This is a genomic window from Sphingobacterium cellulitidis (genome assembly GCF_043187465.1).
Lineage (GTDB): Bacteria > Bacteroidota > Bacteroidia > Sphingobacteriales > Sphingobacteriaceae > Sphingobacterium > Sphingobacterium cellulitidis.
The window spans coordinates 1,700,753-1,714,995 of sequence record NZ_CP171136.1 but is presented as its reverse complement, the minus strand read 5'-3'; the positions used below and the strand labels follow the sequence as shown (position 1 = coordinate 1,714,995).

Annotated in this window: 11 protein-coding genes; 6 read left to right on the top strand and 5 right to left on the bottom strand. The window is 39.0% G+C overall.

Annotation, left to right across the window (positions count from 1 at the left end):
* Window positions 1–135: 135 nt before the first annotated feature.
* From ACF3OC_RS07475 to ACF3OC_RS07460, 4 genes are all read left to right on the top strand, one after another.
* Window positions 136–1,524 (top strand): WG repeat-containing protein, encoded by a 1,389-nt coding sequence (locus ACF3OC_RS07475; protein WP_094257014.1) that lies wholly within the window; start codon window positions 136–138, stop codon window positions 1,522–1,524.
* 160 nt (window positions 1,525–1,684) lie between these two features.
* Window positions 1,685–3,868 carry an ATP-binding protein gene (locus ACF3OC_RS07470; RefSeq protein ID WP_179221503.1) on the top strand — a complete coding sequence of 728 codons (2,184 nt, stop codon included), beginning with the start codon at window positions 1,685–1,687 and terminating at the stop codon, window positions 3,866–3,868.
* Window positions 3,865–4,503: a response regulator transcription factor gene (locus ACF3OC_RS07465; RefSeq protein WP_094281418.1), complete on the top strand. Its 639-nt coding sequence runs from the start codon at window positions 3,865–3,867 to the stop codon at window positions 4,501–4,503. The genes ACF3OC_RS07470 and ACF3OC_RS07465 overlap by 4 nt, the downstream gene beginning before the upstream one ends.
* A gap of 61 nt (window positions 4,504–4,564) precedes the next feature.
* Complete coding sequence (locus ACF3OC_RS07460; protein WP_094257011.1) at window positions 4,565–4,762, top strand: hypothetical protein; 198 nt, start codon at window positions 4,565–4,567, stop codon at window positions 4,760–4,762.
* A gap of 66 nt (window positions 4,763–4,828) precedes the next feature.
* Here ACF3OC_RS07460 and ACF3OC_RS07455 read toward each other — a convergent pair whose 3' ends face one another.
* Genes ACF3OC_RS07455 through ACF3OC_RS07440 form a run of 4 tightly spaced genes read right to left on the bottom strand, consistent with a single transcriptional unit; the run spans window position 4,829 to window position 11,918 of the window.
* On the bottom strand, window positions 4,829–6,100 hold the full coding sequence (locus ACF3OC_RS07455) for a glucose-1-phosphate adenylyltransferase (protein WP_094281416.1): 1,272 nt from the start codon (window positions 6,098–6,100) through the stop codon (window positions 4,829–4,831).
* A gap of 1 nt (window position 6,101) precedes the next feature.
* Window positions 6,102–7,517 (bottom strand): glycogen synthase, encoded by a 1,416-nt coding sequence (locus tag ACF3OC_RS07450; RefSeq protein ID WP_094257009.1) that lies wholly within the window; start codon window positions 7,515–7,517, stop codon window positions 6,102–6,104.
* Window positions 7,514–9,433 carry a 1,4-alpha-glucan branching protein GlgB gene (gene glgB / locus ACF3OC_RS07445; protein ID WP_094257008.1) on the bottom strand — a complete coding sequence of 640 codons (1,920 nt, stop codon included), beginning with the start codon at window positions 9,431–9,433 and terminating at the stop codon, window positions 7,514–7,516. Before glgB ends, ACF3OC_RS07450 begins: the two co-directional genes overlap by 4 nt.
* A 25-nt stretch (window positions 9,434–9,458) precedes the next feature.
* Entirely contained in the window at window positions 9,459–11,918 is a 2,460-nt protein-coding gene (locus ACF3OC_RS07440) for a glycoside hydrolase family 31 protein (protein ID WP_094281414.1), read from the bottom strand.
* A 269-nt stretch (window positions 11,919–12,187) separates the two neighbouring features.
* On the opposite strand from ACF3OC_RS07440, the gene queA reads away from it, so the two are divergent.
* Together queA and ACF3OC_RS07430 are read left to right on the top strand one after the other, a co-directional pair.
* Window positions 12,188–13,237 (top strand): tRNA preQ1(34) S-adenosylmethionine ribosyltransferase-isomerase QueA, encoded by a 1,050-nt coding sequence (gene queA, locus ACF3OC_RS07435; RefSeq protein ID WP_094257006.1) that lies wholly within the window; start codon window positions 12,188–12,190, stop codon window positions 13,235–13,237.
* Window positions 13,238–13,334: 97 nt separating this feature from the next.
* Entirely contained in the window at window positions 13,335–14,027 is a 693-nt protein-coding gene (locus ACF3OC_RS07430; protein WP_094281412.1) for a 2-C-methyl-D-erythritol 4-phosphate cytidylyltransferase, read from the top strand.
* On the opposite strand, the gene ACF3OC_RS07425 is transcribed toward ACF3OC_RS07430, so the two are convergent.
* On the bottom strand, window positions 14,024–14,176 hold the full coding sequence (locus ACF3OC_RS07425) for a lmo0937 family membrane protein (protein WP_138090834.1): 153 nt from the start codon (window positions 14,174–14,176) through the stop codon (window positions 14,024–14,026). The genes ACF3OC_RS07430 and ACF3OC_RS07425 overlap by 4 nt on opposite strands.
* Window positions 14,177–14,243 lie beyond the last annotated feature (67 nt).

The following is a 14,243-nucleotide window of genomic DNA, read 5'->3' as shown; positions in this document are numbered from 1 at the left end:
TGCCCGAACTATTTCTCCAAAATTTAGAAATATTTGGAAAGCATATTAAACAACACAGTTCCCCAAATTCGCTGATATCAGGGATAGATATTTAGATTCTTTATTTTCATTTTTGCATTGTAACATTTATCGCTAATGAAAAAACTATTTATCTCCATCCTTTTCCTTTGCATGGGTCAATCGACCCTTCTGGCACAAAGTCAGAAAGTCCACAAAATCGACTATCAATCTTTCTCAAGCGAACAGGATATGGACAAATTAAAACCAACTGATGATTTCTTTTTGAGAGTTTGGTTAAATGATAACTTTATTAAAATCACAAAAAACGAGGCAACCCCTAGCTTTTTGATTATTAACAAATCCAACAACCAATCTTATTATCTATTCACTGAATCTGAAGAATATTATAAAATGGGCGAAGGTTCCACTTTTGAAACTCAGGAGGACCTCGTTTCTATTGAAACGGTACCCGGTAAAACCAAAACCATTCTAGGTTTCCCTTGTAAACTAGCTATTGCTACTATGGATTTTGAAACAGAAGAAAATCAAAACCTCAAAATAGAAATCTGGTATACGGAGAAATTGCCTAAACTCTATTGGAGTGAATTCTCTTTCCTAAAAGATGTTCCAGGCGCATTAATGGCCTTATCTGTTGATGGAAATGGTTTTATTGCAAATAAAATCACACAAGAAACCCTGCCTACTTCGGAGTTTGAAATCCCTACTTTTTATTCGGAACTCCAGGTTGATACTGTGGCAACCGAAACTTGGGATGAAGACGATGAATTAATCTCTGAAGAACAACAAGTGGATACGGATCGCTTCCTATATCAGGATGAGGATTCCGAATTAATGGGACTGAAAGATGAAAACGGCAATATCATTACAGAAGCAATTTATGGATATGTTGACCAATTCATGGCTGGAATCAGTACGGTTATCAATGCCGATAGCAAGTATGGTGCAATCGACAAAAATGGAAACATCAAAATCCCTTTCAAATATGACTTCCTGGCTTACGACCAAGAATACCAACAATATATCTATGCCGAAGGTGATAAGTTCGGAATCCTAGCGGCTAATGATCAACCTATCATTAAAGCCCAATACGATATGGTTAGTCATATGAGCCATGGGTATTTGACAGCTACAATAGGTGAAAAAACAGGGATATTGGACAAAACAGGAAAGGAAATCGTGCCTATCTCCTATCCGCTCATCATAGAATTCAATGCGGAGGTCTTTGTCACTGCAGATGAAAATTACTATCAGTTATATAATATTAAGAATAACAAGAAAATTGCCACCGGCTATAACTTGATTTCTCTTTCTGAAAATGAACCTATTCATCTTGTTCAAAAAGGTGAAAAATTTGGATACATCAATAATCAAGGGAAAATCGTTATTCCTATTAAATTCAGTAGTGGAACTACCTTTGATGATGGTACTGCTTCGGTCATGGACTCAGATGATGGGGACGCCTATTTTATTAATAGCAAAGGTGAAAAAGTAGAAATTGATTAAAAGAGAAAAAGTACATAAACAGAGTCTAGCTATTAGGCTCTGTTTATGTACTTTTGATATTAATATAATTAAATAGCAGGGACTGAACATGAATCTGGAAAAATTTAAATCACACTTCAACTTCTTTTTTCTTTTTTTATGTTTTATTCTATGCCCTGCAATGCTAAAGTCTCAAGATTTAGTTGAGAGGCTTCAAAAGGAGTACAATCAGTACCCTGAAAATAACCCTGAAAAATTCTATACCACCGGGAAATTAGCACAAGCCTTATTTTTTAATCAACGGGAATCTGAAGCCATCGAACTTTTGAATCATGACCTGGCCATTGCCAATAAATTAAAGGAAAGTAAATATGCTGCCTATTTGAATACCATATTGGCAATCAACAAATTGATTATTGAGGAAACGACCAGCTCCAGACAACATATTCTGAAAGCAAAAGCCCTAGCAGACCGTAGCAAGGACTTAGAGATCAAAGGATATGTCTACTATGGTTATGGTTGGATCTTAGCCAGGCAGCAACAGGAAGCTGAAGCAGTGAAGCAATTCCTGATTTCATTGAGTTACTTAGATCAAGCTAAGGACTCGCCAACCATTTATAACAGGAAAGCGAATGTATATAAAGAACTGACCGCCATCTATTCTAATTGGAATGAATTTGACCTGCAGGAAAAATATAGTAAGCTCGCCTTAAACCTCGCCCTGAAACAAAAAGACCCATTGACAATTTTTGACTCGTATATGCTCTTGGGCTATATGTACGAGCAAAAGTATCTGGAGGATGACAGCCAGCAGGAATACAGGAACTCAGCGGAACAATATTACCTGAAGGCCTTGGAAACCTATCTTTCTAAAGAAAATGAAATCCCAATTCCTTCTAATCTAGCATTTGTAGCCAATAATCTGGCTCACCTGTATTTTAAATTTTATCCAAAGGAGTATCAGAATAAGGTCGTACATTATGCTGAACTTGCTAAAACCAATGCTCTAGAGACCAAACAATATAATCTAGTCGCATCTTCTTATGGGATCTTGTCTGAATTGGAACTGGATAAAGGAAATTATAAAACCGCTAAAGAACATCTGTTGTCATCTTTGATTGAAATCAATAAGTCTCAGGTACAGGACCAACAAATCCTGATGAGCATTTACCATACCCTATCCCAAATCAGTGAAAAGGAAGGTAATTATGCTGATGCAATCAAATATAATAAAGATTATATCCAGCTCTTTACAACTGTTTATGATCAGGAAAAACTAAATATTGGCAAGCGTCTTGAAGCCCAATATGAAAAAGGAAAGCAAGATCAGGAATTGGCCTTATTACAGGTTGAGGCCGAAAAGAAAGAGCAGCAGATCCAACTGATGGCTGCTCTGGGGATCCAGCAAAAACAAGAGCTTGAAAACCTAAAACTGATCCAGGATAACCAGTCAAAGGAATTGGCTTTATCAAAATTAACAGCTGAAAAGCAGGTTAAAGAACTCCAGGTTTCTAAATTGGAGGCAGAAAACAGAGCCCAAGAAATCAGCACCTATCAAAAAGAAATTTCCTTCAAGGATAAATTGAATAAGTATTTTATCGCCTTAATGTTAACAGCACTTGCCATGCTGACCTTACTTTTTTATGCCTATACCCAACGTTCAAAGCATATGAAACAAAGGGAAAAACTGCATAATTTGGCGATTGATCAGGAAAGACAGCATGCTAAAATCTCCATGTTGACGGCTTTATTGGATGGACAAGAACAGGAACGCGCAAGAATTGCTCGAGACCTGCATGATGGCCTCGGCGGACTCCTTTCTGGAACTAAACTTCAGCTTTCTCATCTGAATGATAAGGCTTCCTTAGAGGTACAGGAAAAAATGCAAAAAGGAATCTTCCAGCTCGATATGGCAGTAGATGAACTTAGGCGAGTTGCACACAACCTGACCCCTGACCTTTTACAGAAATTTGGACTGCAGGAAGCTTTGAATGATTATGCCTCCAGGATGTGCAATGAACAGCTCGACATTGATGTACAATTCCTGCATTATACGAATTCCTTGACTCCGGACCAGCAATTACTGATCTATCGCATTATTCAGGAATTAGTGAATAATGCCATAAAGCACGCTGATCCTTCTCAGATTATTATCCAATTGGTGGAAGAAGATCAGCAATTTAATATTACCGTAGAAGATGATGGTAAGGGTTTTGACTATGACCTTTCCAATCTGAACAAATCTGCTGGCCTGCAGAATATAAAATCCAGGGTAGAATTCCTGAAAGGATCCTTCCAGGTTCATTCCGAAACTGGGCAAGGTAGTAGTTTTGAAATTTACATCCCCAAATTCATAAAATCATGATAAATATCGCCATCACAGATGACCATCCTTTATTGTCTGAGGGATTAAAAAATATCTTAGCTCAGGAACCCGATTTAAATATTATCGGTTGTTATCCTACCGCGAAAAGCTTAATTGATGCGCTCAAGCAAACCCGTCTCGACGTTTTACTATTGGATATCAATTTGAGCGATGCCAATGGTTTGGAACTGATCCAACCCTTATTAAAAAGTAATAAGGACCTGAAGATTATTATGCTGAGTGTTCATAATGAATTTGCAGTGATAAATAGTGCTTTTCAGGAAGGTGCGCATGGTTACATCCAGAAAAACGCTTCCATCGATGAAATTAAACTGGGGATCCAAGAAATACTGTATGGAAAGAAATTCCTCTGCAAACAAACCCAGCAAATCATTGATAAGAAGAACAGTACAGAATTAAAAAGCGTCCCTAAATTGACCCGCCGTGAAAAAGAAATCCTTGCCGAAGCAGCATTGGGATTAACGACTCATCAAATTGCAGAAAAGCTTTATATCAGTCATCATACTGTGGAAAGTCACCGTAAAAATCTGATCGAAAAATTCAAAACCTCTAATTTAAGTTCGGCTATAAAAATGGCTTATGATTATGGATTAATTAGAGAAGTCACTGGTTAACAGCTTTTTTAAACAAAACCTCTTTTAATTTGTTATATACTTTAACTAATGGAGGTAAATTATGCAAGAAAAAGAAGATGAACAAGGGAACAAAATCAATAATGCAGAAGATGTAGATCCTACAAAGGTTCCAGAAACTGTCATTAAAGAAAAAGATGATCAACCCGCTGCGAATAACATGAAGCGTACAATTATTCTTGCAATCGTTGTATTGGTGATCTTCTATCTGATCTATGAATACGTATTAAAAAGTCAATAATTTATTTTTCACAAAAAAAAGGGTCATTCAAATATTTGAACGACCCTTTTCTTATTTATGAAATCCTTAGAACCCAATGGTTCTTCCATTTTCTATTACTGCATTTTTCTTGATCACGATAATGCCATCGCAAATGGTATATTCTGGAAAATCACCATCTTTTAATTGCTTACCACCTTTAATTCTTACATCATTTCCAATCCGACAATTCTTATCAAGGATAGCATTTTCAATATAACATCTTTCACCGACGCCAATTGGCGGTGGGGCCTGTGATGAAGTCAATTCAACCACCTCGTTCAATTCCTCATAATAATCCGAACCCATCATATAGGTCATTTTTATTACTGTTCCCTCCCCAATTCTAGACCGAATCCCAATCACGGCACGTTGGATTTTCTCAGCCAGAATAATACATCCATCGGCAATAATTGCATTATTCAAGGTCGTTCCAGAAACCTTCGATGGTGGTAACATACGCGCTCGCGTATATACAGTTTCACCAAATAAATTAAACTCTGGAATATCATCGGTTAATCCAATGTTCGCCTCAAAAAAGGAAGCTATCGTACCGATATCTGTCCAATAACTATCAAAAGGATAACTTAATACCTTGGAATTTTCGATCGCATCCGGAATGATTTCCTTACCAAAATCCATTCCGTTGTTTTCAGCAAGCATCCTCGACATCACTCCTTTGGAGAATACATAGATTCCCATCGAAGCCAGGTAATTACGTCCTTGTTTCTCAAGGTCCTCAGAAACCTCAGAGGTCCAGTCTGCTAATAAATCCTTGGTCGGTTTTTCAATAAATGAAACCACATTATTGGCTTCATCGGACTTTAATATCCCAAAGCCTGGCGCCTCTTTCGCGCTAACAGGAATTGTTCCAATCGTGATTTCGCCACCATTCTGCACATGGAAATCTACCATGGCAGAATAATCCATCTGATACAGTTGATCGCCCGAAAGAATCAAAACATAATCATAATCTACATTGACTAGATTCTTTTGCGTCCTACGAACCGCATCGGCTGTACCCTCAAACCATCGGTCACCCTCATTGGTTTGCTCAGCAGCCAAAATATCCACAAAGCCCTTACTGAATATACTGAAGTTGTAAGAGTTCTTGATATGCTTATTTAAAGATGCTGAGTTGTATTGCGTCAGTACATATATCTTATTATAGCCAGAATTAAGACAATTTGAAATCGGAATATCTACCAAACGGTATTTCCCCGCAATAGGAACAGCTGGTTTTGATCGTTGGTCTGTCAACGGATACAAGCGGGTTCCTCGACCCCCTCCTAATACAATAGAAACAACTTTATGCGACATATCATTTAAGTAATTGGTTATATAACTCTTTATATTTCTTTGCTGATTTATTCCATGAATAATCTAAGACCATAGCGGCATCCCTCGTCTTTGTTAAATTATCCGAATAGCTCAAATATTTTATGGCTCTTGTTACTGTAGCTGCAGCCTCTTCCGCATCTACATCATTGAAAAGAAACCCATAGCCGCCTTCTTCAACGTCTTTCACCGTATCCCCTAAACCACCAATCTTTCGAACCACAGGAATCGTCCCATATTTTAAAGCATACAGTTGGTTCAACCCACATGGCTCAACCCGCGATGGCATAATCAATAAATCCGAAGCAGCATAAACCCGATGAGCTAATTGCTCATTGTAGCCAAAGAATACTGCTAAATCATTTTTATAGTTAGGAGCTATGTCCTGAATCGATTGCTGTATCAAGGCATCGCCAGAACCTAGTATAAATATACTTAATTTACCCGAGTTTTTCTTCAAAAGATTTTCTATTAAGTCCGGCAATATATCTGCCCCCTTCTCAGTTGCAAAACGCCCTATATAACTTAATAAAGGCTTGCTCGGATCTAATCCAAACTCCTTGCAAAAACTCAACTTATTCTCGGCCTTACCCTGATCTACCGTTACCATGGAATACTGATGGTCAATTAGAGAATCAATTTCCGGATCCCAGAATGAAGTGTCAATCCCATTCACAATGCCAACGGCCTTCCCTCTTTCATCTGAAAATAAATCCTGCAAGCCATTCGCATTCTCAAAAAGCTCTTTTAGATAGCCCTCCGAAACGGTGGTATAAGCATCGCAACACTTAATCGCTGTAGCCAAGGGATTGATTAATCCATCCCAATCCAATAAACCCCATTTCCAGGTGTCAAATGCAGGTAGGACAATGCCTTTGCTCCATGACATCCAGCCTTGGTACTGCCCATTATGAACCGTTACAACGGTCTTAACGCCCTTAAGATCATTGAACTCATTGCTCCATTTCGTCAAAAACGGAACCAAGCCAACATGGTGATCATGACAATGCAATACATCCGGTTGAATATTATTGTACTTCAGATAATGTAAAACAGCATGCTGAAAAGCAATCCATTGATCCGCCTCATCTTGATAACTGTATATCTCCTCTCGGTCCAGAAGATTTGGAATCCTTACTAAGTATAACGGAAAACCCAGTTCATCTGTTTTCTCCTTCAATATTTCGTAAGTCAGCAAACTCGATCCCTGAAGAAATTCTCCTTCAGCAACTAGGTCAAATTCATGCTCCTGAGTAAACTTCCTGTTAAAATAGGGCATGATCACCGAGGCATCAATCCCTAATTCTCTTTGATACTTAGGTAATGCTCCGACAACATCTGCCAATCCCCCAACCTTTGCGACCGGGAAACACTCTACACTTAAATGTATGACTTTCATTTGCCAAGTTTTCTTTTAAAAATTAAACCACTTAGTGGCGGTAGATCTACTGTTATGGATTGGTCTTGGCCCATCCATGATATATTTTCCGTAGAAATTACTTTTTTCACAGGTACGGCGCTTCCATTAAATTCTGCATCATCCGAATTCAAAACCAACTCCCATTGACCAGCATGCGGCACTCCTAATTTAAAATTATGACGCACGACCGGGGTTAGGTTTAAGATGATAACCAGATCATTCTCCAAATCATGTCCCCTACGACAGTAGGCGAAAATACTTTGTTCCCGATCCGCCAACTCAATCCAGAAGAATCCCTCCGGACTAAACGCCTTTTCGTATAATGCCGGATAGGTCTTGTAAACCTCATTCAACTTCGACACAAACTGCTTCATGCTCTTATGCGGCTTATATTGAAGCAAGTGCCAGTCCAAGGATTGGTTAACATTCCATTCCGAAGTCTGTCCAAATTCAGCACCCATAAATAATAATTTGGTGCCAATGAACGTGAACATGTATAAATACAAACTCCTTAAATTCGCAAACTTCTGCCATTCATCGCCCGGCATTTTATAGATCAGGGATTGCTTTCCATAGACCACCTCATCATGTGATAATGGCAACATGAAATTTTCCGTAAATCCATAAACCGTGGCAAAAGTCATTTTATCATGATGGTAGGTCCTATTAATAGGATCTTCCTTAAAATAGGCCAGCGTATCATGCATCCAACCCATCATCCATTTCATCCCAAAGCCTAAGCCGCCTTGGAAGGTGGCACGGCTAACGCCAGACCAGGAGGTCGACTCTTCTGCAATCGTCTGAACACTTGGGTAATACTTAGAAACCGCTTCATTGAATTCCTTCAAAAAGGCAACTGCCTCCAAATTCTCATTCCCGCCTAATTCATTGGGATCCCACTCTCCTGTTTTTCTGGAATAATCCAAATAAAGCATCGAGGCCACCGCATCCACTCTTAATCCATCTATATGGTACCGGTCCAACCAGAAAAAGGCATTACTGATCAAAAAGGATTTAACCTCATTTCTTCCGTAATTGAAAATATACGATTGCCAATCAGGATGAAATCCTTTCTTTGGGTCGGCATGTTCAAAAAGGTGTGTCCCATCAAACTTATAAAGTCCGTGAGCATCCCCCGGAAAATGCGAAGGAACCCAATCCAAGATCACTCCAATATGGCTTTCATGCAGAAGTTCAATTAATTTCATCAGGTCCTGCGGACCGCCAAATCGTGAACTCGCCGCAAAATATCCCGTAATCTGATATCCCCAAGAAGGATAATAGGGATGCTCCATAATGGGCATAAACTCCACATGTGTAAATCCTGTTTCCTGGATATAGGGAATTAGTCGAGCCGCAATTTCCTCATAGGTCAGGAACCGTTCTGGATCCTTTGGATCACGCATCCAGGAGCCCAGGTGCATCTCATAAACCGACATCGGCCGATCGAGCGCATTGTACTCCCGACGATTATACATCCATTCCGAATCATTCCAGCCAAACCATGTGGTGGCAACAATAGATGCCGTCTTTGGTGGAATCTCGGTGTGCAAAGCAAAAGGATCCGATTTCTCCAGATGCTCCCCCGTATTCGAATGAATGTGGTACTTATAAACTTCTCCGTTCTCTATCCCCGGAATAAACCCCTCCCAGATTCCACTGCTATCCCAACGAACATGTAGCTGATGAGAATGTGGATTCCATCCATTAAAATTTCCGACGACCGAAACTGTCTGGGCATTGGGCGCCCATACCGCAAAATATACTCCTTTTACCCCATTCACTAATAATTCATGAGAACCAAACTTCTCATAAAGCTTATAATGACGTCCGGATTTGAATAAAAAAACATCAAATTCAGACAATAAGGAGTGTACTTCAACTGGTTGAGGCATAATTAGTTTTTTTAGCTTTTATATGTTATTGAATATTAATTTTCTTGAAATCGCGATCTAATTTTACAAATAACTTCCCTTCATCATCCTGCTGCATGGAAACCTTATTTCCATCCACTGTGATTTGCTTTGGCTCAAATGGTAATCCAACTAGATACAAATCAAAACCAGTATAATATGGCGTGTACAAGCCATCTTCTCCTTGAATGACATTCACTTGCTTTGCATCACAGGTCGTAATAAAATGCTTCTCTACATAAACCCCTTGTTCGTAAGCAAAGGTTTCACCATGGTCAGAATACAAGGACGATGTATGCTCTCCTTCGGCATAATATAGGTTCAACCGCAAGGATTCTACTCTGCGCTCTCCTGTAAATTGCATCACCGGATATTCTGGAATAATGGATCCGCCACGAACAAAAAACGGCATTTCATCCAATGGGGTATCGATGGTATATTCCTGACCTCCTTCATAGTATGTATTATCAAAATAATAATACCAGGTTCCTTCAGGCAAATAAACAATCTTATTCGCTTGACCTGGATGAAGTACTGGCGATAACAACAATTGGTTACCAAAGCCAAACTCCTCTTCACGAATCATGTTCTTGGCCTTCTCTTGTTCCAGCATGGCAATAGGTCTCAAAATAGGTTCACCATATTTATGCTGCAACCAAAACGTAGAATAGATATATGGCAATAACTTGTATCTCAGCTCAATAAATTTCTTACAGATTGCCTCCCATTCTGGACCAAAACTCCAAGGCTCACGATCGCGGGTGTCTCCAGCTGAGTGGACCCGCATAAATGGCGAGAATACGCCAAACTGCATCCAACGCGTGTACAATTCTCCATCCGGTTCACCTGTGAAACCTCCAATATCAGTTCCACAGAAAGATAATCCGGAAACAGAAAGACGTTGCAACTGCAGCGTTCCTATTCTCAGGTGTTCCCAGGTCGCAATATTATCTCCCGTCCAAACCGAAGAATACCGTTGGGTCCCAGCATAGGCAGCCCGTGTAATCGTAAATGGACGCTTATTTTTATATAATTTTTTCAAACCATCGTAAGTCGCTCGAACCATCTGCATCCCATAAACATTATGAGCTTTACGATGGGAACCACGATGTCCTTCAAATTGATGTCTTACATCATTAGGAAATGTTCCTCGACCAAATACTGCCGGCTCATTCATATCGTTCCAGAATCCTGCAACGCCATCATCAACCAATCCTTTGTATAAAGTTCCCCACCAGCTTCTAACTTCCGGATTGGTAAAGTCTGGGAACTGACATCTCCCTGGCCAAACAAATCCTTCCATAAAGTAGTCATCCCCACGGCGACAGAAGTAATTATTGTCCTTTCCTTGCTTGAATACCCAATAATTATCATCAACCTTAATTCCCGGATCAATCATCACAACCGTTTTGAAACCATTGGCATTCAAATCCGAAATCATCTTTTTAGGATCTGGAAAATAGCGTTTGTTCCAAGTAAAACAACGGTATCCATCCATATAATCAATATCCAGATAAATCGCATCACATGGAATCTCCCGCTTCCTGAATTCGTAGGCAACTTCGCGGACCTTGTTTTCCGGATAATAACTCCAGCGGCATTGGTGATATCCTAATCCCCACATGGCTGGCATATAATGCGTTCCTGTAAGTTTATGATAGCGTTTCACCACATCCATCATCTTGGGACCTTGGATATAATAATATTGCAGCTCCCCACCTTCCGACCAAAAACTTGTCTGGTCCTGATGCTCTGCTGCAAAATCAAAATAGGTCTTGAAGGTATTATCAAAGAAAATACCGTAAGCCTTCCCTTCAGTCACACCTATATAAAATGGAATCGTTTTGTATAATGGATCCTGATTAAATGCGTAGGAATAAGTGTCCGAATTCCAGTTCTTAACTCGTTTACCACGTAAATTCAGATTGGTTGCTTTATCGCCCAATCCGAAAAATGCCTCATCAGCAGCTGCTTCCTTGGTACAATAAACATAGTAACCTCCGAAATCCACGTTCTCTTCCCAGTGCATTGCCGAATGATCACGGTTCAGCACCTGACCTTCCATATCGGAAAATGAAATATTAAAATCCGACTTACGGATCAAACAAATCGTAGTATTGGTCTTGACTTTGTAATATTCAGAGTCCTCAATGACCTCCACACTGACATAGTTATCCTCCTTAAAACTGATGGCATAGGAAAAGTCTTCCAAGAAGGAACCTTCGGGCGCTAATCGGATCCGAATGATATCTTCCGAGTAAACTTTAACTTCCACTTTGGATTTGCCATCGGTAAAATAAACCGTATTGGCTTCCTGTGAATAGCCTTTAACTGCAGTTAAATATAGTTTCTCAATGTTGGGCAGGTCTAGGACCGGGTTGTTGACGTGTTGAATTGTATCGTCTAAGGTTTCAGGGTTAGGTAGTAAATCGTTCGCAAAATCCCCCTTCTTTGTTGTATCCGCCATAAAAATATTATTCTAAAATGGTAATAGACAGTGTAAATGTCAGTTTTAAATTACAATATATTTTATAGAAATCAATGTTATTAAATAAATTCGTTTTAGTTGGACCAGAATTGTACCTCCATAGCTACAGGATTTTTCTTTAGGATTATCATTAAATTGTTGTAATACAAGAAAAAGGCAATAATTCAGCGAAAAATTCGTAATTTTGTAAGCCTTTTTAAAATCTAGCCCCAGTAAGGCTAGAGGGCATAATACATCAGTAGAATAACATGAAATTATCTCAATTCAACTTTAATCTTCCTGAGTCATTACTAGCATCTGAACCTTCAGAACAAAGAGATGAATCTCGTTTAATGGTTTTACACCGCGATAGCGGAAAAATCGAACACAAGATCTTCAAAGATGTTCTGGATTATTTTGATGATAAAGATGTAATGATTTTGAACAACACTAAGGTTTTCCCTGCTAGAATGTATGGCAATAAAGAGAAAACTGGCGCGACAATCGAAGTATTCTTATTAAGAGAACTTAATAAAGAATTACGTCTTTGGGATGTTTTAGTTGATCCAGCACGTAAAATCCGTGTGGGTAATAAATTATATTTCGGAGATGATGATTTATTAGTTGCGGAAGTTGTAGATAATACAACCTCACGTGGACGTACAATCCGTTTCCTTTTTGATGGAACTGACGAAGAATTCCGTAAGAATATCGAAATCTTAGGTGAAACTCCGCTTCCTAAATACATCAAAAGAAAAGCAACCCCGGAAGATAAATTCCGTTATCAAACAATCTATGCGAAAAACGAAGGTGCTGTAGCGGCTCCAACCGCAGGTCTACACTTCTCCCGCGAACTTATGAAACGCCTTGAACTTAAAGGGGTGGATTTCGCCGAAGTAACCCTTCACGTGGGTCTAGGTACGTTCCGAACAGTGGAAGTTGAAGACTTGACGAAACATAAAATGGATTCTGAACAGTATATCATTTCTGAAGAAGCTGCTCGTATCGTAAATAAAGGTATTGACGACAAACGTAAAATCTGTGCCGTAGGTACTACTTCTATGCGTGCTATTGAATCTTCAGTGTCTGCTGACAAACACTTGAAAGCAGCGAATGACTGGACTTCAAAATTCATCTACCCTCCTTATGACTTCAGCATTGCGAACTCCATGATCACAAACTTCCATACGCCTCAATCTACCCTATTGGTAATGATTGCAGCATTTGCAGGTTATGAAAACGTAATGAATGCTTATGAAGTGGCTGTGAAAGAAAAATACCGCTTCTATAGCTACGGAGATGCGATGTTAATTATTTAATTAAATTACTCCTATATACGAAAACGCAGATCCTACGATCTGCGTTTTTTATTTCCAATAATTTACTTACTTTTCCAAATTAATAGTGATTTAAGGTATGTCTACGCATTTTGTAATTATAGTTGCCGCCGGTACGGGCTCCAGGATTGGAGGAAATCTCCCGAAACAATTCTTATTGCTTCAGGAAAAACCCATATTGATGCATACCTTGGAAAAATTCGCCAACTCCAACTGCAAGCCCCAAATCATTCTCGTTCTTTCTGAACAAATGATCGATTACTGGAAAGAAATTTGTCAAAACTATCAGTTTAATATCCCACACCATATTACCATAGGTGGCAATAGCAGATTCCAAAGCGTAAAAAATGGTATTGAATTCATCAGGAAGTCTCAAACGCTAACAGCAGATTCTAAAATCGCTGTACATGATGCCGCAAGACCGCTGGTAAGTTCTGTATTGATTGATAATCTCTTCCTAACTTGTCATAAGAATCGTCCAGCAGTAATTCCTGCCGTACAAAGTACCAATTCAGTAAGAATAGGAAATCAAGAGAATAGTCATGCTGTCGATAGACAAACGGTTTGGCTGGTCCAAACCCCGCAATTATTTATGGCTGACCTTTTAGTAGAAGCTTACGAACAACCCGAGGAGGATTATTTTACCGATGATGCCTCTGTTGTTGAAAAGCTGAGCAACAACCTCTATCTCCTACCCGGTGAACATCAAAATCTGAAAATCACCTTCGAAGAAGATTTAGCCATTGCTCAACTCTTATTTAATAAAATCTAAGCGTTACCTCTGATTATTCTTAATAATACCACAATGATGGCAATAACCAATAAGATGTGAATAATACCACCAGTAGCATAACCTCCAAAAAAGCTAATTGCCCAAATGATGACAAGAATAACTGCGATTAAATACAAAATATTTCCCATAGTAGTTAAAATTTGTGTTTTGTTAAAATAGTTTATTCAATGATTCAATTTCATAAGGATAAACACA